Origin of the sequence: Streptomyces sp. NBC_01003, from assembly GCF_045162695.1 — a bacterium.
Taxonomy (GTDB): Bacteria; Actinomycetota; Actinomycetes; order Streptomycetales; family Streptomycetaceae; genus Streptomyces.
This window is the reverse complement of sequence record NZ_CP108707.1, coordinates 822,416-838,890: the sequence shown is the minus strand read 5'-3', so window position 1 is coordinate 838,890 and position 16,475 is coordinate 822,416. Positions and strand designations below refer to the sequence as shown.

The 16,475-nt window shown below is 69.3% G+C and carries 17 protein-coding genes; 8 read left to right on the top strand and 9 right to left on the bottom strand.

Annotated elements, in window-relative coordinates:
• Nucleotides 1-102: 102 nt before the first annotated feature.
• The 3 genes from OG698_RS04030 to katG form a co-directional block, all read right to left on the bottom strand.
• Nucleotides 103-957, bottom strand: coding sequence for a hypothetical protein (locus tag OG698_RS04030; RefSeq protein ID WP_406101447.1), 855 nt, complete (start codon nucleotides 955-957; stop codon nucleotides 103-105).
• A 56-nt stretch (nucleotides 958-1,013) separates the two neighbouring features.
• A complete protein-coding gene (locus tag OG698_RS04025) occupies nucleotides 1,014-1,589 on the bottom strand; it encodes a hypothetical protein (protein ID WP_406101446.1) in 576 nt (191 codons plus the stop codon).
• A 197-nt stretch (nucleotides 1,590-1,786) separates the two neighbouring features.
• Nucleotides 1,787-4,018: a catalase/peroxidase HPI gene (katG, locus tag OG698_RS04020; RefSeq protein WP_406101445.1), complete on the bottom strand. Its 2,232-nt coding sequence runs from the start codon at nucleotides 4,016-4,018 to the stop codon at nucleotides 1,787-1,789.
• Nucleotides 4,019-4,484: 466 nt separating this feature from the next.
• Here katG and OG698_RS04015 point away from each other — a divergent pair, with 466 nt between their 5' ends.
• Complete coding sequence (locus OG698_RS04015; protein WP_326771924.1) at nucleotides 4,485-4,895, top strand: Fur family transcriptional regulator; 411 nt, start codon at nucleotides 4,485-4,487, stop codon at nucleotides 4,893-4,895.
• Here OG698_RS04015 and OG698_RS04010 read toward each other — a convergent pair.
• Nucleotides 4,865-5,368, bottom strand: a complete 504-nt coding sequence (locus tag OG698_RS04010) for a Ser-Thr-rich GPI-anchored membrane family protein (protein WP_406101444.1) — start codon at nucleotides 5,366-5,368, stop codon at nucleotides 4,865-4,867. The two genes, OG698_RS04015 and OG698_RS04010, sit on opposite strands and share 31 nt — an antisense overlap.
• Nucleotides 5,369-5,573: 205 nt before the next feature.
• Here OG698_RS04010 and OG698_RS04005 point away from each other — a divergent pair, with 205 nt between their 5' ends.
• The 3 genes from OG698_RS04005 to OG698_RS03995 all read left to right on the top strand — a co-directional run bounded on the left by OG698_RS04005 (nucleotide 5,574) and on the right by OG698_RS03995 (nucleotide 7,480).
• Nucleotides 5,574-6,353, top strand: coding sequence for an SDR family NAD(P)-dependent oxidoreductase (locus tag OG698_RS04005; RefSeq protein WP_406101443.1), 780 nt, complete (start codon nucleotides 5,574-5,576; stop codon nucleotides 6,351-6,353).
• Between the two features lie 115 nt (nucleotides 6,354-6,468).
• Nucleotides 6,469-6,705, top strand: a complete 237-nt coding sequence (locus OG698_RS04000) for a chaplin (protein WP_406101442.1) — start codon at nucleotides 6,469-6,471, stop codon at nucleotides 6,703-6,705.
• Between the two features lie 145 nt (nucleotides 6,706-6,850).
• Nucleotides 6,851-7,480, top strand: coding sequence for a TetR/AcrR family transcriptional regulator (locus OG698_RS03995; RefSeq protein ID WP_406110831.1), 630 nt, complete (start codon nucleotides 6,851-6,853; stop codon nucleotides 7,478-7,480).
• A 29-nt stretch (nucleotides 7,481-7,509) separates the two neighbouring features.
• On the opposite strand, the gene OG698_RS03990 is transcribed toward OG698_RS03995, so the two are convergent.
• Nucleotides 7,510-8,100, bottom strand: coding sequence for a TetR/AcrR family transcriptional regulator (locus OG698_RS03990; RefSeq protein ID WP_406110829.1), 591 nt, complete (start codon nucleotides 8,098-8,100; stop codon nucleotides 7,510-7,512).
• Between the two features lie 126 nt (nucleotides 8,101-8,226).
• On the opposite strand from OG698_RS03990, the gene OG698_RS03985 reads away from it, so the two are divergent.
• Entirely contained in the window at nucleotides 8,227-9,171 is a 945-nt protein-coding gene (locus OG698_RS03985) for an aldo/keto reductase (RefSeq protein WP_406101441.1), read from the top strand.
• 100 nt (nucleotides 9,172-9,271) lie between these two features.
• Nucleotides 9,272-10,234 carry an ankyrin repeat domain-containing protein gene (locus OG698_RS03980; protein WP_406101440.1) on the top strand — a complete coding sequence of 321 codons (963 nt, stop codon included), beginning with the start codon at nucleotides 9,272-9,274 and terminating at the stop codon, nucleotides 10,232-10,234.
• Nucleotides 10,235-10,291: 57 nt separating this feature from the next.
• On the opposite strand, the gene OG698_RS03975 is transcribed toward OG698_RS03980, so the two are convergent.
• Nucleotides 10,292-11,392, bottom strand: coding sequence for a haloacid dehalogenase-like hydrolase (locus OG698_RS03975; protein WP_406101438.1), 1,101 nt, complete (start codon nucleotides 11,390-11,392; stop codon nucleotides 10,292-10,294).
• A gap of 96 nt (nucleotides 11,393-11,488) precedes the next feature.
• Nucleotides 11,489-12,088: a GrpB family protein gene (locus OG698_RS03970; RefSeq protein ID WP_406101437.1), complete on the bottom strand. Its 600-nt coding sequence runs from the start codon at nucleotides 12,086-12,088 to the stop codon at nucleotides 11,489-11,491.
• Between the two features lie 82 nt (nucleotides 12,089-12,170).
• Here OG698_RS03970 and OG698_RS03965 point away from each other — a divergent pair, with 82 nt between their 5' ends.
• Complete coding sequence (locus OG698_RS03965; protein WP_406101436.1) at nucleotides 12,171-13,037, top strand: class I SAM-dependent methyltransferase; 867 nt, start codon at nucleotides 12,171-12,173, stop codon at nucleotides 13,035-13,037.
• Nucleotides 13,038-13,043: 6 nt separating this feature from the next.
• Here the strand turns inward: OG698_RS03965 and OG698_RS03960 are convergent, their stop codons facing one another.
• Entirely contained in the window at nucleotides 13,044-13,730 is a 687-nt protein-coding gene (locus OG698_RS03960) for an SDR family oxidoreductase (protein WP_406101435.1), read from the bottom strand.
• A 124-nt stretch (nucleotides 13,731-13,854) separates the two neighbouring features.
• On the opposite strand from OG698_RS03960, the gene OG698_RS03955 reads away from it, so the two are divergent.
• The gene (locus tag OG698_RS03955) at nucleotides 13,855-14,415 is read left to right on the top strand and encodes a TetR/AcrR family transcriptional regulator (RefSeq protein WP_406101433.1); all 561 of its coding nucleotides are present in this window, start codon (nucleotides 13,855-13,857) and stop codon (nucleotides 14,413-14,415) included.
• 17 nt (nucleotides 14,416-14,432) lie between these two features.
• Here OG698_RS03955 and OG698_RS03950 read toward each other — a convergent pair whose 3' ends face one another.
• Nucleotides 14,433-16,385, bottom strand: a complete 1,953-nt coding sequence (locus tag OG698_RS03950) for an amino acid transporter (protein WP_406101432.1) — start codon at nucleotides 16,383-16,385, stop codon at nucleotides 14,433-14,435.
• Between the last annotated feature and the right edge of the window lie 90 nt (nucleotides 16,386-16,475).

Here is a 16,475-nt window from a genome sequence, read left to right as displayed (position 1 = left end):
GCCCTGCGGGCGTCCCTGACCTGGGAAATTGGGCTTGGAGTCGGCCACTTTGCGCGAAACTGTGACCTTGGCCTCACGTAGTGTCGCGGCGCGCTGAGACGCTCAGGAGGGCGAGTTGGTGTCCGCGTCGGTGTCGTCATTGCCGGGCTCGGGGTCGGGCGCCCGGGGCGTTCGGCGGGCCACGAGCACCGCCAGGGTGATGACGGCCGTCACCGACACGGCGAGCCCGCCCAGGCTTGTGATCGCGCCGGAAATCCACCGCCACGCCTGTGTCACCCATGCGAAGCGGTCGCCGGGCCGGGCTGTCACCCCGACGTGGGCCGTCGCGGGCTGTTGTTCAAAGAGCACGGTGTCGGTGTCCTCGTAGTAGGCGGTCACCGTCACGGAGAGGGTGACGGTCCCCGCCTTCTCGGCGCTCACGTCCCACAGCCACGTCGCCGCGTCCTTCTCGGAGATGACGTTCTGACGCTCCGAGGACAGCGGCGTGCACCGCACTTGGGCACCCGAGCAGTGCAACTTCACGCCGATCTGAGCACCCGCGCTGGTCGGGGAGTGCGTCTCACCGGCTCCGTCCGAGCGCCAACTGCCCAGGATCTGGGCCCGGTATGGGAGCGGATCGCCGCCGGCCACAAGATGCAGCGACTTCGTACTGGTGCGGACGAGTTCACCTTTGAAGAGCTGCTGCCGCGCCTCGTCGATCTCGTCGACATAGGCCTGCTGTTTACCCCCGTCGGGGTGGCCGTTCCCGGGTCCGCCGCCGCGGCCGAGGATCAGGAACAGGCCGGAGACCAGGGCGATCAGAACCGCGAGCACCGTCCACGGGAAGCAGCCCGAGCCGAGGCTCATTGCGACCGGTGCCGGAGAGCGCGGCGGCTGGGGCCCCTTCTGCTCGGCCATGGCTCCCTCGTCCCCGTACGTGTCGATCGGTCCCCGGCCCGCCTCCGCAGGTGTCTCCATGGTCACTCAACACCCTTGTATGACGCATGCGTTCAGTCGGATTCTTGGCCGCATCGTCATGGTCGGCCGGCATCGCCGAAGAAGTGGACCTGGGGAGCGAAGGCCCGTACGGCCCGTTCGAGGCGTGCGGTGTCCACCCTGCACAGCACCATGGAACGGGCGGACTCCGTGGTTCCTCTGAAGGCCTCGACGAAGTCGGGATCCACGTGCGCAGTCAGATAGGCGTCGAACTCGCGCAGCGCCTGGGACGTGGTCCGCCCCCGTCGCGGGACGGGCCGGCTGTGGTGACGCACTGTGAGCTCGGGGATCCGGAAGCGTCCCGGCCCCCGCGCGCCGTCGGACAGGCTGACGGACACGATCTCGGACCAGGGAAGGAACTCCGGTCTACGGAAGAACAGCAGGCGGCCCAAGGCGATGCCTTCGGGGCCGATACGTACAGCGGTCAGTCGGAGCGTGGCGGGCGGCACGACCAGCGCCACGTAGGGCGCGAGGATCAGCTCGACGTGGCCGCTTCCCGGTGGTTCGGCGCCGGGGATGAATCCCGCGCCGATGAGCAGGGCGAACGCCAGAGCCACCCATGCCGGGGCGGTCCACCCGTAGCGGATCTCGTAGGCAGCGCCCGGCTCGTCCATGGGGCGAATGGTCCCGCGCGCCACAGGGCGGCTCAACAAGGCTGCGGTCATTTGTTCAGGGCGGGGTGGGGCTGCCGTGGCTCTGAGGCGGTGTGACCTCGGGGAGGGCGCGTCTCGCACCGGTGCAGCCAAAGTCGCGATGCGGAAACGCGGAAGTCCAGGCCGGCCCGCAGCGGGCCGGCCCGGACTTCGTGTGATCAGGAGAGGTCGAACCGGTCCAGGTTCATGACCTTGTCCCACGCGGCGACGAAGTCCTTCACGAACTTCTCCTTCGCGTCATCGCTCGCGTAGACCTCCGAGACCGCGCGCAGCTCGGAGTTCGACCCGAAGACGAGGTCGGCACGCGTGCCCGTCCAGATGACCTTGCCCGAGGCGTCGCGGCCCTCGAAGGTGCTGGCGTCGCCGGCCGTCGCGCTCCACGTCGTGTCCAGGTCGAGCAGGTTGACGAAGAAGTCGTTGGTCAGCGACCCGGGGGTCGTGGTGAGGGCGCCGTGCGCCGACTGCCCGTAGTTCGCGCCGAGGACGCGCAGGCCGCCGACGAGGACCGTCAGCTCGGGGGCGCTCAGGTCGAGCAGGTTCGCCTTGTCGATGAGCAGGTACTCGGCCGGCAGGCGGTTGCCCTTGCCGAGGTAGTTGCGGAACCCGTCGGCGGACGGCTCGAGCGCGGAGAACGACTCCACGTCGGTCTGCTCCTGAGTGGCGTCCGCACGCCCCGGCGTGAAGGGCACCTGGATGTCGGAGCCCGCGTCCTTCGCGGCCTTCTCGACGCCCGCGGCACCGGCGAGCACGATCAGGTCGGCGAGCGAGATCTGCTTGCCACCGGACTGGGCGCCGTTGAAGGTCTGGCGGACCCCCTCCAGCGTGCGCAGCACGGCCGCCAGCTCGTCGGGCTGGTTGACCTCCCAGCCGCTCTGCGGCTGGAGGCGGATGCGCGCACCGTTCGCGCCGCCGCGCTTGTCGCTGTTACGGAAGGACGAGGCCGACGCCCAGGCCGTGGACACGAGCTGAGACACCGTCAGGCCCGAGGCCAGGATCTGGCCCTTGAGCGCGGCGACGTCGGAGGCGTCGACGAGCGGGTGCGTCACCGCGGGGAGCGGGTCCTGCCACAGCAGCTCCTCGCTCGGGACCTCCGGGCCGAGGTAGCGCACGATCGGGCCCATGTCGCGGTGGGTCAGCTTGAACCACGCGCGGGCGAAGGCGTCCGCGAACTCGGCCGGGTTCTCGTGGAACCGGCGCGAGATCGGCTCGTAGGTCGGGTCGAACCGGAGCGAGAGGTCCGTCGTGAGCATCGTGGGAGCGTGGCTCCTCGACGCGTCGTGGGCGTCGGGTACGGTGCCCGCTCCCGCGCCCTCCTTCGGCCGCCACTGGTTGGCGCCGGCGGGGCTCTGGAAGAGCTCCCACTCGTAGCCGAAGAGGATGTCGAAGAAGGTGTTGTCCCAGGTGGTCGGGGTGTTCGTCCAGATCCCCTCGAGACCACTGGTGATCGCGTCGTCACCCTTGCCGGTGCCGAACGCGTTCTTCCAGCCGAGGCCCATCTCCTCGATCGGGGCGGCCTCGGGGGCCTCGCCGACCTCCTCCGCGGGGCCCGCGCCATGGGTCTTGCCGAAGGTGTGGCCGCCGGCGATCAGGGCGACGGTCTCCTCGTCGTTCATCGCCATCCGGCGGAACGTCTCACGGATGTCGCGGGCCGCGGCGATCGGGTCCGGGTTGCCGTTCGGGCCCTCCGGGTTGACGTAGATGAGGCCCATCTGAACCGCGGCGAGCGGGTTCTCCAGCTCACGGTCACCCGTGTAGCGCTCGTCGCCGAGCCAGGTGGTCTCGGGACCCCAGTAGACGTCGTCGTCGGGCTCCCAGGCGTCGACGCGTCCGCCGCCGAAGCCGAAGGTGTCGAAGCCCATCGTCTCCAGGGCGACGTTGCCCGTGAGGACCATGAGGTCGGCCCACGACAGGTTCTTGCCGTACTTCTTCTTGACCGGCCACAGCAGACGGCGGGCCTTGTCCAGGTTTCCGTTGTCCGGCCAGCTGTTGAGCGGGGCGAAGCGCTGCTGCCCGGTGTCGGCGCCACCGCGGCCGTCGCTGATCCGGTAGGTACCGGCGCTGTGCCACGCCATGCGGATCATGAACGGGCCGTAGTGGCCGAAGTCGGCGGGCCACCAGTCCTTCGAGGTGGTCAGCACCTCCGCGATGTCCTGCTTGACCTCGGCAAGGTCGAGGGTCTTGAACGCCTCGGCGTAATCGAAGCCCTCGCCGAGCGGGTTGGACACGGCAGGGTTCTTGGCAAGGATCTTCAGGTTGAGCCGCTGCGGCCACCACTGGCTGTTCGCGCCGTTGCCCTGCGTCGGGTACGGGGCGCTCCCGTGCACGACCGGGCAGCCTCCTCCGTCCTGTGTTTTCGCGTCTGTGACGATCGCATCTTGGTTCTCAGACATTGGGAATCCTTCCGGACGGGGCGGATCACACTGCTCAGGAACTACGGCGGTGGAGCGGGTGGGGCGCGGGCCCCGTGGATGGCCTCAGCCTCGTCGATCCAGACAATCGAGACACGACTATTGATCGAGCGGATCGTGTCGATCGCGAGGCCACGGTCTTCCGGGACAGTTCGACACTACGGCTCAAAGTGAGGCGAAGCGGTACGAATTCGGCCGCGTCGAGTGCGCGGAGGGCCTCAGGCGGCGTGGAGAGAGCGACGACCGACGCACGATCGCGCGCCCCTCGGAGCTGATCAACTTCTGTCTCCTGCCGCACTGGAGTCTTCCTGTCCCTTGGCTATCGCCATAACCGATCCTACGATGGACAGAATCCAAGTCAAGAAGTGCACCAATCGCATTTCCGACGGGACCGGGAGTGCGCCGGTCAACCTCGGGTATCCCACCGAACCTGAAAAGGTGAACCGATATGAGTGGCCTGCTTGAGCGACTGCGGGGGCGTGGTTGGCGGATGACCTCTCAGCGGCGCGTCGTGGCGGAGGTTCTCGATGGTGATCATGTGCATCTCACGGCCGACGAGGTGCACGCCCGCGCGGTGCAGAGGCTGCCCGAGATCTCCAGAGCGACCGTGTACAACGCGCTGGGCGAGCTGGTCGCGCTGGGCGAGGTCATAGAGGTCTCCACCGACGGCCGGGCGAAGCGCTACGACCCGAACGCGCACCGGCCGCACCAGCACTTGGTGTGCTCCAGCTGCGGAATCATCCGCGACGTCCATCCGACCGGTGACCCGCTGTCCGGCCTCCCGGCGCAGGAGCGGTTCGGCTTCAGAGTGTCCAAAGTCGAGGTGACCTACCGAGGGCTGTGCCCGTCCTGCGCCTGAACCCAGCTGAGCGGCGCGGCGCCCTTTTCGGAGCCGGAGCCGGAGCCGGAGCCGGAGCCGGTGCCGACGGCCGGGTCGTCGGCCGGAACCGGGCCCACCTCGAAGGGGGCGCTGTAGCCGCGTACACCCGTGTCCCGGGTCGTGACCTCGACGGTGTAATCGGCGCCGTCCGGCACCGGAGGCACCGCCGCGACCAGCTCAGTCTCCGGTTTGCTGCTCGCTTTCGAGGCCAGTTTGAACAGGCGCTGCGCCCCGCCCTCACCGTCGCCCTGCGTCAGCCAGACGTCGACCTCCTGTCCGGTGTCGTTGCGCCACCGCACGAAGAGACTGCTGTCCACGGGGTGCACGGAGTCGGCGGCCGGCGACGTGACGGTGACCGTGGCATCGGGCGGTTCGGAGACCGCTGGGGCCGCCGGACCGAGCCAGACGAACAGCGATGCGGCGGCGACGGACAGGAGCCTGGTGCGGAGCATGTGACGACCTCGTTCCGGTGGCGGGAGGTACGGCCATACCCCTCCCACATGTCCTCGGCGGCGAACGGGCGGGCTCGCAAGCTTCACCCCATGGGGTGCCGCTCCTATGAACAATCTGCCCGTGCGGCGATGAGTTTCGGCGGACGATGAGTCCTATGAAGCAGCGGACGCACGCGGTGTCCGGCTGAGGAGAGGACGACGCCCCATGCTCACGGACGTGCTGAAGGACAAGGTCGCAGTCATCTACGGCGGAGCCGGCTCCCTGGGAGCGGGTGTGGCGCGGGCGTACACGGACGCGGGCGCGCGGGTCTTCCTTGCGGGGCGCACGGAGGACACCCTGCGGAAGGCTTCGGCCGAGGTGGGCGCGGAGTACGACGTCGTCGACGCCCTGGACGAAGCGGCCGTGGAGGCGCAGGCGGACGCGGTGGTCGAGCGGGCAGGCCGGATCGACATCTCCTTCAACCTCGTGCCGCGAGGCGACCTCCAGGGCATCCCGCTTACAGAGATGTCCGTCGACGACTACACGCGGCCGGTCGTACAGGGCATCTCCTGTCAGTTCATCACCGCGCGAGCCGCCGCCCGGCGCATGGTCGACCAGGGCGGGGGAGTGATCCTCTCCCTCGACAGCGGCTCCAGGAACGGCACCCCGATGCTGGGCGGCACCGGGGCCGCCGACGGCGCGATGGACGCGCTGATCCGCCAGCTCGCGCAGGAGCTGGGCCCGTCCGGCGTGCGTGCCCTGGGCATCTGGACCGCAGGTGTCGCGGACACGCTGACGCCGGAGAAGCTGGCTGGGGCCGGCGCCCCTGACATGGACGAGGCGGCCCTCCAGGGGGTACTCGCCCACCTCGACAGCCTGCGCATGACGAAGCGTTCGCCGAGGATCGCGGACATCGCCGCGCTCGCGACCTTCCTCGCGTCGGACGCGGCCTCCTCGATCACGGGTACGTGGATCAACGCGACGGCGGGGATGTTCCCGAGCTGACCGCCTGGCTGCGCCGGGTCGTCGCCACGCCCCTGATGGGTGCAATGAATCGCGGGTGGCGGGTGAGGGGGGTGTTATTGGTCCGGAAGTACCGTCATCTCACTCGAGGAGAAGAATGCGTATCCGGACCTTTATCGTCACTGCCGCTCTGGGCGCCGCCACCGTCCTCGCAGGGGCCGGCGTGGCCAGCGCCGACAGCGATACGGACGGCTCCGCCGCCAACTCGCCCGGTTTCATCTCCGGCAACGTCATCCAGCTACCGATCGAAATTCCGGTCAACGCCTGCGGCGACTCCATCAGCGTCATCGGTCTGCTGAACCCCGCGACGGGCAGCGGCTGCTCCAGCGACTGATCTGACGCCGGAGCACCACGGCTGGGCCCGCCCGGGAACTCCTGGGCGGGCCCAGTCCCGTACCGTCTCGGCCGTTGCACGATGACTGGCCTCGCGGTTTCCGCCTAAAATGGACCAGCAGGTCCACAGTGGCAGCGAGGGAATCATGATCTCCAGCGGGACGACAGCAGCGCGCCTCACCGCGAAGGGTGCCGCCACCCGGCTACGCATCGTCGAGGGCGCGGCCGCCGAGATCAGGGAACGGGGCGCTGCCACGACCACGCTCGACGACATCCGCGCCCGTACCGCGACCAGCAAGAGCCAGATCTTCCACTACTTCCCGGGCGGCAAGGACGAGCTGCTCCTCGCCGTCGCCGCCCTGGAGGCGGAGCGGATCCTGGAGGACCAGCAGCCCCACCTGGACGACCTCGGCCGGCTGGACACCTGGCAGGCATGGCGCGACTGGCGCGACGCGGTCGTCCGCCGCTACGAACGGCAGGGCGTCAACTGCCCCTTGGGCGTCCTCATGACCGAGCTGGGCCGCAGAACACCCGCCTCGCAGCAGCTGACCGGGCAACTGCTCGCCCAGTGGCAGTCCGCGCTGAGGGACGGCGTGCGGTGCATGCAGCGCAGCGGGCGGATGGACCCCGCGCTGGACGCCGACCGTACGGCGGCCGCCCTGGTCGCCACGGTGCAGGGCGGGGTGACCGTCCTCATGGCCACCGGCAGCATCGCCCATCTGGAGGCGGCGCTGGACACGACGTTGGAGCTGCTCGGCAGATTCAGCGCGGAATGACGCGATCCGGCTGACGTCGTCCGCCTCTCCTACGAGTGCGACTTCGGGCGCACGGCGTCGACGACCAGGTCGAGCAGCCGGCCCGTCTGCTCCGGCGTGCTGCTGTTGGCGGCGGTCGACAGAAACGCTCCGAGGACGATCGCGGTGACGTCATCCGGGTCGACGTCCCCGCGCAGCGAGCCCGCTTCCGCTCCCGCAGTCAGGATCGTGCCGATCGCGGCCGTGATCCGTTCGCGCGTGGTCGGCGTCGTGATCCGTCCCGAGGCCCAGCCGGCTCGCAGTGTGTCGATCATCCCGCGCTTCGTCGCCGTGAACTTCGCGTAGTTGTCGAGCCAGGCGCGGAGCGCGACATCGGGCGGGAACTCCTCGAGCAGGGCGGGAGCGCTCGTGGTGACGGCGTCGAGCTCGGCGGCGTAGACGGCCTCGACGAGCGCCTCGCGCGTGGGGAAGTGGCGATAGAGCGTGCCGATCCCGACCCCTGCCTCGCGGGCGACGCCCTCCAAGGCGACGGTGCCGTCGGCGGCGGCGAAGACTGCCCGCGCGACAGCGACGAGGTTCTCGCGGTTGCGCCGGGCGTCGGCGCGCAGGGGGCGTGCGCCGCGCTCGGCGGGTTGAGGCATGTCTGCGGGCGCGCCGGTGGGCGTCGGTTCCGGCGGAGTCAAAGCGGAGGTCCCTCCGGTAGTGGTACGGTCGATAGAGCGGAGGTTCCTCCGCTTAAGCCAATCGTCCCACAGGAGCGACTTCCTATGACGACCGCAGGCACTCCCTCTTCCGACACCACAGCCACGGGCGTGGCACGCCCCGGCGGCCCCGGACAGCTCGCGGGCCGCACGGTCTCGCGCGTCGGCTTCGGGGCGATGCAGCTCGAGCGCCTGCGCGACGACCGCCGCGCCGGACTTGCCCTCCTGCGCCGAGCCGTCGAGCTCGGCATCGACCACGTCGACACCGCCCACTTCTACGGCAATGCCTTCGTCAACGGGCTTCTGCGCGAAGCGCTCCGCCCCGAGGACGGCGTACTCGTCGTCAGCAAGGTCGGCGCCGACCCCGATCCGGGCGGTCGCATCCCCCTGCGCCCCGCGCAGCGGCCCGAGGAGCTCCGGGCGAGCGTCGAGGACAACCTCAAATCCCTGGGTGTCGACCAGGTCCCTGTGGTGAACCTGCGGCGGCTCGACTCCGGACCCGGGCTCCGGGCCGAGGGCGACCAGGTGGTCGACATCGACGACCAGCTCGCGGCCATGACCGCGATGCGCGACGAGGGAATGATCGGCGCGATCGGACTGAGCAGCGTGACGGCCGAGGGCCTGCGCCGGGCGATCCCGGCGGGCATCGTGTGCGTGCAGAACGCTTACAGCCTCGTGGCGCGCGACGACGAGACCATGGTGGAAATCTGCGCCGCCGAGGGAATCGCCTGGGTGCCGTACTTCCCGCTCGGCAGCGCGTTCCCCGGCATTCCGAAGGTGACGGAGGAGCCTGCGGTCCTGGCCGCCGCGCAGTCCCTCGGCAGTACGCCGTCACAGGTCGGTCTGGCCTGGCTGCTCCAGCACTCCCCGAACACGCTGCTCATCCCGGGGACCGCGGACCCCGATCATCTCGAGGCCAACACCGCGGCGGGCGCGATCGCACTCGACGAGGCGATGGTCGCCTCCCTCGACGCCGTTCCGTCGCGCTCGGCGGACGTGCCCCTCGGCTGATCGACCGCGGCAGGGCCCGCGTTGTCAGACCCCTCTGCCATGGTGTTCGTACGGGGGCGGTGCGACGAACTGCCCGTGCGAGCACCGGAGGGGGCGGACGATGGCAGAGGTCGACAGCGGCTGGGCGGGCGTGAGGTGGGAGGACTGGCAGGACGCCGACAACATCCGACGGCGCCTCGATCAGGGGGCCGATCCCGAAGGCTGGGGCGGAGGACGCCCGTTGCACCGGGCGGCGACCTTCGGCTCACCGGAGGTCGTGGCGGAACTGGCGCGACGCGTACGGGATGTGGACGCGTTCGACGACGGTACGACCGCGCTGTGGGAGGCGGTCATGGGGAACCGGCCCGACAACGCAAGGGCGTTGGCCGCCGCCGGGGCCGATCCCTGGCGACTCCAGTTCGGTGGTTGGTCGCCCGGCCGGCTCAGCCTGGCCGGACCGACACCGGATCTGTTCCCGGTGCCCGAAGGCGAACGCGGGCTGACCGAGGCGGAGCGCACGGTGGCCCGGGAGGGCAGACGCCTCGTCGAGGCGCTGGGCACCTTCCCCTACGAGGGCACGGGCCTCGCCTGCGTGGCCGGGATCGACGCGCAGGAGGCGATCCGCCGCCTGGAGGCGAAGCCCGCGGACTGCGAGGACCTCGAAGAACTCCTGGACGACCCCTACGCCTACGACATGGACGAGAGCCTCCAGATCATCGGCGTGACGACCGTGCCAGGAGGGTGCGTCGTCACCCAGCCCTGGGGCTACGCGCCCCAGATGCCGGGCGTCATGACCGCGCTGTCCACCGGCACCTACTCCTACGGCCTGTACGCCAACCCCAAGAGCGGCAACCAGGGCATCATCGCCCGCGACGGCGTCATCGAAGGCTCGGACCTCCACCCAGGCGGTGGGCCGGACCACGGCGACACGCCGGAAGAAGTCCTGGTCTCCTACCTCTTCCATTACAACGCGGTGGCCTACTCGTGCGCCTACGCGGGCCTGCGCCTGACCGACGCGCGCGCAGTCATGGGTCCACCGGACACGTGGGTCGAACTGCCGCAGCGCGACTACTGGAAGACATGACGCAGGGAAGGCTCCCCGCCCATCTCCCACCTGTGACCGACCGCGTCTCGGCCGGCCTCAGCGGATCTGCTCCGGCGTCACCGTCAGCCACTGCTTGTCCGCCGTGACCTTCTGGCCAAGCTCCTTCTGCCGTTTCGCGCCCGCGGCCTTCATGCCGTCGATCTCCTTCATGTAGCTGTCCTTGCGGTTGACCCACACGCGCACGCCGCCGTGCTCCACGTCCGTCGACCGCAGCAGCATCGGGCCGTCGCTCTTCGGGGTGTCGCCCGCGGCCAGGATGGGCTTCTGCCAGGCGTCGATGTACGTGCTGATCGCGGCGGGCTTGCCCTCGTACCAGGTGGCCGGCGCCCAGAGGGTGGGCGTCAGTTCATGGTCGGCGAGTTTCGCCTGGTCGTAGTGGCCGGCTGCGATCTCCTTGCGGGAGCTGGTCACTTCACCCGTCTTGCGGTCCTTGAGCAGGGCGGAGACGCCGAGTACGTTCTCGGGCCGGACGCCGTAGCCGTACTTGGGGTCGGCGAGCACCATCCGTACGAGGTCCTCACTCGCGGCGCTCACCACGTACACCTTGATGCCGTGCTTGCTCAGCGTGCGGTAGAGCTCCTGCATACCCGTCGAGAACTGCGGCGGCTTCACCCCGCCCGGCAGAGGCTTGTCGTAGGCCAGCAACTCGTCGATGTAGCCCTTGAGTTGCTTCAGTGTGAACCCGGAGAAGATCTGCGCGGCCCACGGGTACGAGACCTGGTCGTCGATGTCGCAAAGACGGGCGTAGTACTCGGTCAGCGTCTCCTTGTGCGTGGCCGTGTCCTTGAAAGGAATGATCTTCAAGGACGGGTCCATGGTGTCGCGCGTCAGGACGCCCTTCATCTCCAGGAAGGGGAGCAGGGCCTCTTCGAGGTCGTTGCGGTACGTGGTGTTGTCCGCGTCGAAGACCGCGTACGCGCCCTGGTGGTCATGGGCGGCGATGACCTTCGCCAGCTTCTTCGCCACGGGCGCCGGCCAGTGCTTGAGCTCCGCCGTCACCGAACGCTGCTGCGCGCCGTCCGCCGCCGCCGTGGCCTCGGTGTCCGGCCACAGGGCGCCCGCGGCGACCACCGCGCCGGTGAGGGCGCCCGCCGCGCCGAGGAGGACGAGTTTCTTGCGCATCGGGTGTCTGTTCACGGCGCGCAATGCTAGGGCGAAGCGCGCGGATTACCCATGATCGAAATCATGGAGTGGGGATGCGGGGCGGGGGTAGGCGCCACCCGCTACCCGTCATCACGCGGAGGCCGTCGGGGTCTGCGGCGGCGGGACGGTCCAGGTGGTGTCCGTCGCCCACCGCTCGGCCGCGGTCATCAGGATCTCGGTGGCGGTCGCCTTGATCTGCCCGTAGTCGAACAGGTCGGGCACACTCGCCGCCAGCCTCTGCTTGAACGCTCCCCATGCCCGCCGTGCCGGCTCGTCGGCTCGCAGATAGTCGCGGAACAGGAGCGCGTAGCGGGCGTTGGGCCCGGTGCTCTCCCGGAGATGGACGTTGCAGGGCCTGGCGCCGACGGGCGGCGCGAAGACGAGCTTGCGGCACGCGATCCCGCCGGAGACTTCTGTACGGTTCCATGGCTCGGGCCGACACCGGAAGCCGACAGCCGAGAGCAGGGCGACATCGCGTGCCTCGTCGATCGAAGGCACCCGGATCTGGACGTCGATACAGTCCTTGGCTGCCAGCCCCGGCATCGAGGTGGACCCCACGTGATCGATATCCACCGGCACCCCACTCATGGCCGCACGAAACTGCCGGGCCGACTGCGCGAACTCCAGCGGCCACTGGGGCCGGTAGTCGACGACTGCCAAGGGGCTGACGACCTCATCGGGAAACGGCATGCGACGAGACGCTACCGTCCGGCCGTGGAATCATCGGCCCGCCGGACATGTGCGTGAACTCTATGACGGGCGGTGGGTGGGGATGGGTGGTCGATGGGAGTGGGACGACACCCTGTTCGCGGGCACCGCTCGCTACTACCGGCTCGGGCGACTGCCGTACGCCCCCGGGCTGGCGGACACGCTCGCCGAGGTTCTGAGGCTTGACGGGCGCGGGAGGCTCATCGATGTCGGATGCGGACCGGGCGTCGTCGCCCTGAGCCTGGCGCGTCTGTTCAGCGAGATCGTCGGCGTGGACCCGGACCGCGGGATGATCGCCGAAGCCACGCGAGAAGCCGACGATCAGGGCGTGGCCGGGAAGACACGGTGGGTCCGGGCCAGGGCCGAGGATCTGCCGGCAGGCCTCGGCACGTTCGACGTGGCGACCTTCGCCCAGTCCTTCCACTGGATGGACCGCGATCGGGTCGCGGCCACCATCAGGCGCATGCTCCGGCCTGGCGGGCTCCTCGCGCACATCTCCGACCTGAAGACGGAGACGGACACGCGCGCCGTCGATCGGCTTCCGCACCCGGCGGTGCCCTGTTCGGCCATCGACGAACTGGTGAAGCAGTATCTCGGACCGGTCCGCCGGGCCGGTCGGGGCGTGCTGCCGCACGGGACACCGGGCGACGAGGCCGCGGTGCTCACGCGGGCGGGATTCTCCGGACCACAGCGCCACGTAGTGCCAGGCGGACAGCCATTGGAACGCACCGCTGACAACCTGGTCGCAGGCGTGTTCTCGATGTCGTTCTCGGCGCCGCACCTGTTCGACACGCGACTCGACGCCTTCGAGAGGGACCTACGCCAACTGCTGCGGGATGTCTCCCCGTTGGGCCGGTTCTCGGAGCGTCAGCCGGGCACAGAGATCTTCATCTGGTGCAATGACCCCCGCTCGGTCACGGCTGGGAGGTAATCGGCCTCACGCCGGATTCGGTGTGGTGGCCAGGCTCCGCTTGACCTGTCGGGTGACTTCGTCGGCGAGGACTTCGGGGAGACCGTCCTCCACGGCGTTGAGGGCCTGAGCCGCCACATCCGCGGGGTCGACCTTCTGGTCGCCCGGGACGTGGGCTGCCATGTCGGTGTCCATGTACGCCACGTGCAGAGCAGTGACCGCGATGCCGCGGGGGGCCAGTTCCTCGCGTACGGCGTTCGTCTGCGCCCATGTGGCGGCCTTGGTCGCCGCGTAGGAGCCGAGCCCGGCCGGGTGCAGCCAGGACAGCGCGGAGAGCACGTTCAGCACCGCGCCTCCGCCGTTGCTCTCGATGACCGGGGCGAAGGCCCGCGTCAGGGCGAGAGGCCCGAAGAAGTTCGTCTCCAACTCGAGGCGTACGGCGTCCAGTTCGCCGGTGATGAGGGTGGTGCCGGTGGAGATCCCGGCGTTGTTCACGAGCAGGGTCGCGTCGGATGCGATACGAGCCGCCTCCCGGATCGACCCCGCGTCGGTCACGTCCAGGCGGAGCGGGGTGGCGCCCGCCAGGTCCACGCTCTCGGGGTGCCGCGCCGCCGCGTACACCTTCGCTCCGCGCTGGACGAGCTGGTCGGCCAGATGGCGGCCCAGCCCTCGGTTGGCCCCGGTGACGACTGCGACCGCGCCCTTGAGTTCCATGTCCGCTCCCAGCGATTCGGGGGCCCGGTGTCCGGGTCCCGCCAATTAGATTACATACACAATCTAAGCAGGGACTAGGATAGATGGCAACCGACATCCAATGGGGAGAATGGGGAGGTGGCCCATGGGTCGCGTATCGCAGGCGCAGGCGCTGGAGAACCGGAAGCGCGTCGTGGAGAACGCCTCCCGGCTGTTCCGGGAGAAGGGGACGCACGTCAGCGTTGCCGAGCTCATGAAGGCGTCCGGCCTGACCCATGGTGGTTTCTACAAACAGTTCGCCTCCAAGGAGGCACTCGTGGACGAAGCCACCGCCCACGCGTTCGACGAGCTCACTCGGCGTCGCGCGGACGGCCTCGAGCGGAGTGACGGGCAGCGCGATGCCGCGCAGCAGGCGTTGATCGACGTCTATCTCTCCGTCGCGCACCGCGACAACTCGGCGGGCGGCTGTCCCACCGCCGCACTCGCCACGGATATGGCACGCGAGTCGGGTGACCGTGAGGCCCGCCGCGTGTACAGCGAGGGAGTCGGCGACTTCGCCGACTGGCTGGCCACCGAGGACCAGGACGGCATGGCCCGGCTCTGCACGATGGTCGGCGCGCTCGTCCTGGCCCGCGCCACCAGGGAATTCCCGATCTCAGAGGAGATCCTCACCGCCGCGCGCGAAGCGCTGACGGCAACCGATTGACGGGAGCGCCGGGGAGTTCAGCCCACGTGGACATGGGGCCGGCAGGCGGGGTCGGGTTCGGCTTCGCGCAGGACCTCGCGGGTGACGGGGGCCACCTCGCCCTGGCCGAAGAGGAAGAAGCGCAGGAAGTTGGCGAGCGGATTGCCCTCGGTCCACTCGAAGTAGATGTGGGGAACCCGGCCCGTGGTGTCGCGGATGTGCAGGAGCAGGGCGGCCAGGGCGTTGGGGATCGAGGAGCCCTCCAGGGCCAGAACCCGGTAGCGGCCGTGCAGCACCTCGCCGCGCACGTTCAGGTCCCCCTCGAACTCCGACGGGTCGAGCACCGTGACCTCGACGAAGACGAAGTCCTCGTGTGCCGCGACGTCGTTGTCGTGGCGGATCTGGTCGATCTTCGCGCGGTACTCGGCGATGTCGCGGTTGTCGGGCTCGTTCGCGATGAACCTGACCTTGCGGCTGGCGATGTCCCGTACGAAACGCTCGGCCATGGAGTCGAACGTGACGTGGGTGACGCGCAGTTCGAAGGCGCGGGCCAGGCGGGAGAGGAGCGAGACGAGGATGATGCCGGCGATGAAACAGGCACCGATCTTCACACCGTCAGGGCGCTCGATGACGTTCACGACCGTCGTGTAGAGGAACACCGCCGAGATGACGGCGAAGCCGATCGTCCAGTTGCGCTGGTGGGCCTTGCGGGCTGCGATGGTGACGGCGATCGCGGCGGAGCAGATCAGGACGAGGACACCGGTGGCGTAGGCGCCGCCCTGGGCGTCGACGTCGGCGTTGAAGATCCAGGTCACCAGGAACGCGACCAGGGTGAAGACGATCACCATCGGGCGTACGGCGCGGGCCCAGTGCGGGGCCATGCCGTAGCGCGGCAGGTAGCGGGGCATCAGGTTGAGGAGCCCGGCCATCGCGGAGGCGCCCGCGAACCACAGGATCGCGATGGTGGAGATGTCGTAGACCGTGCCGAAGGTGTTGCCGAGGTACTCGTGAGCCAGATAAGCGAGCGCCCGGCCATTGGCCTGGCCGCCGGACTCGAACTCCTTCTCCGGGATGAGCAGTGTGGTGATGAAGCTCGTGGAGACGAGGAACACGCTCATGATCGCGGCGGCCGTGGTCAGCAGCTTCTTGGCGCCCCGGATACGGCCCTTCGGCCGCTCCTCGGTGTCGGTGGGGTCGCCCTTTACGTGGGGCATGACCGCCACGCCGGTCTCGAAGCCGGAGAGGCCGAGCGCGAGCTTGGGGAAGACCAGCAGGGCGACCCCGATCATGGCGAACGCGTTGCCGTGTTCGGCGGTGAGTGCCGTGGACCAGTCGGTGATCACATGCTCCTTCGTGATCACGTGCCAGAGGCCGGTCACCACCACCACCACGTTGAGCGAGAGATAGATGCCGACCAGGACGACGGCGACGCCGATCGCCTCCAGGAACCCTTTGAGGAACACCGCGCCGAGCAGGGCCACCAGGACGAGCGTGATGACCATCTGTTTGTCGTGCAGGGTGTCGGTCAGATGGGGGTTCTCGACGAGGTGGGTGGAGGCGTCCGCCGCCGACAGGGTGATGGTGATGAGGAAGTCGGTCGCGGCGAAGCCGAGCAGGGTGAGGACGAACAGCTTGCCCTTCCAGAAGGACAGCAGCCGCTCCAGCATCGCGATCGAGCCCTCGCCGTGCGGGCTCTCCTCCGCGACCCGGCGGTACACCGGCAGCGCACCCACAAGAGTGACGATCACCAGCACGATGGTCGCCACCGGCGACAACAGACCGGCCGCGAGAGCCGCGATGCCGGGCTGGTAGCCGAGGGTGGAGAAGTAGTCGACGCCGGTCAGACACATCACGCGCCACCAGGGCTGCCCCTTGTGGGACGGCTCCGCGGCGGCGTCCGCCCCATGCGGAGCGGTCTTCGCCATGTCGGACAGGCCCTCGAGCATCCACGCGCGCAGGCGACTCGTTCGGGGCCCGTGGGTGGTGGCCATCGGTGTGCTCCTGACGTGCTGCCCAGCCCGGGGTCCCGGCCATCACACGGACACCCGGGCCCGCGTCCACAGCTCACGAGACCCAGGCCC

What these genes read in the sequence shown, in the direction of transcription:
- OG698_RS04030 (WP_406101447.1), bottom strand. Translation starts at nt 957, where the DNA reads ATGGAGACACCTGCGGAGGCGGGCCGGGGACCGATCGACACGTACGGG.
- OG698_RS04015 (WP_326771924.1), top strand. Translation starts at nt 4,485, where the DNA reads ATGAGTGGCCTGCTTGAGCGACTGCGGGGGCGTGGTTGGCGGATGACC.
- OG698_RS03950 (WP_406101432.1), bottom strand. Translation starts at nt 16,385, where the DNA reads ATGGCCACCACCCACGGGCCCCGAACGAGTCGCCTGCGCGCGTGGATG.
- OG698_RS03995 (WP_406110831.1), top strand. Translation starts at nt 6,851, where the DNA reads ATGATCTCCAGCGGGACGACAGCAGCGCGCCTCACCGCGAAGGGTGCC.
- OG698_RS03960 (WP_406101435.1), bottom strand. Translation starts at nt 13,730, where the DNA reads ATGGAACTCAAGGGCGCGGTCGCAGTCGTCACCGGGGCCAACCGAGGG.
- OG698_RS03965 (WP_406101436.1), top strand. Translation starts at nt 12,171, where the DNA reads ATGGGTGGTCGATGGGAGTGGGACGACACCCTGTTCGCGGGCACCGCT.
- OG698_RS04000 (WP_406101442.1), top strand. Translation starts at nt 6,469, where the DNA reads ATGCGTATCCGGACCTTTATCGTCACTGCCGCTCTGGGCGCCGCCACC.
- OG698_RS03970 (WP_406101437.1), bottom strand. Translation starts at nt 12,088, where the DNA reads ATGCCGTTTCCCGATGAGGTCGTCAGCCCCTTGGCAGTCGTCGACTAC.
- OG698_RS04025 (WP_406101446.1), bottom strand. Translation starts at nt 1,589, where the DNA reads ATGGACGAGCCGGGCGCTGCCTACGAGATCCGCTACGGGTGGACCGCC.
- OG698_RS04010 (WP_406101444.1), bottom strand. Translation starts at nt 5,368, where the DNA reads ATGCTCCGCACCAGGCTCCTGTCCGTCGCCGCCGCATCGCTGTTCGTC.
- OG698_RS03985 (WP_406101441.1), top strand. Translation starts at nt 8,227, where the DNA reads ATGACGACCGCAGGCACTCCCTCTTCCGACACCACAGCCACGGGCGTG.
- katG (WP_406101445.1), bottom strand. Translation starts at nt 4,018, where the DNA reads ATGTCTGAGAACCAAGATGCGATCGTCACAGACGCGAAAACACAGGAC.
- OG698_RS03955 (WP_406101433.1), top strand. Translation starts at nt 13,855, where the DNA reads ATGGGTCGCGTATCGCAGGCGCAGGCGCTGGAGAACCGGAAGCGCGTC.
- OG698_RS04005 (WP_406101443.1), top strand. Translation starts at nt 5,574, where the DNA reads ATGCTCACGGACGTGCTGAAGGACAAGGTCGCAGTCATCTACGGCGGA.
- OG698_RS03990 (WP_406110829.1), bottom strand. Translation starts at nt 8,100, where the DNA reads ATGCCTCAACCCGCCGAGCGCGGCGCACGCCCCCTGCGCGCCGACGCC.
- OG698_RS03980 (WP_406101440.1), top strand. Translation starts at nt 9,272, where the DNA reads ATGGCAGAGGTCGACAGCGGCTGGGCGGGCGTGAGGTGGGAGGACTGG.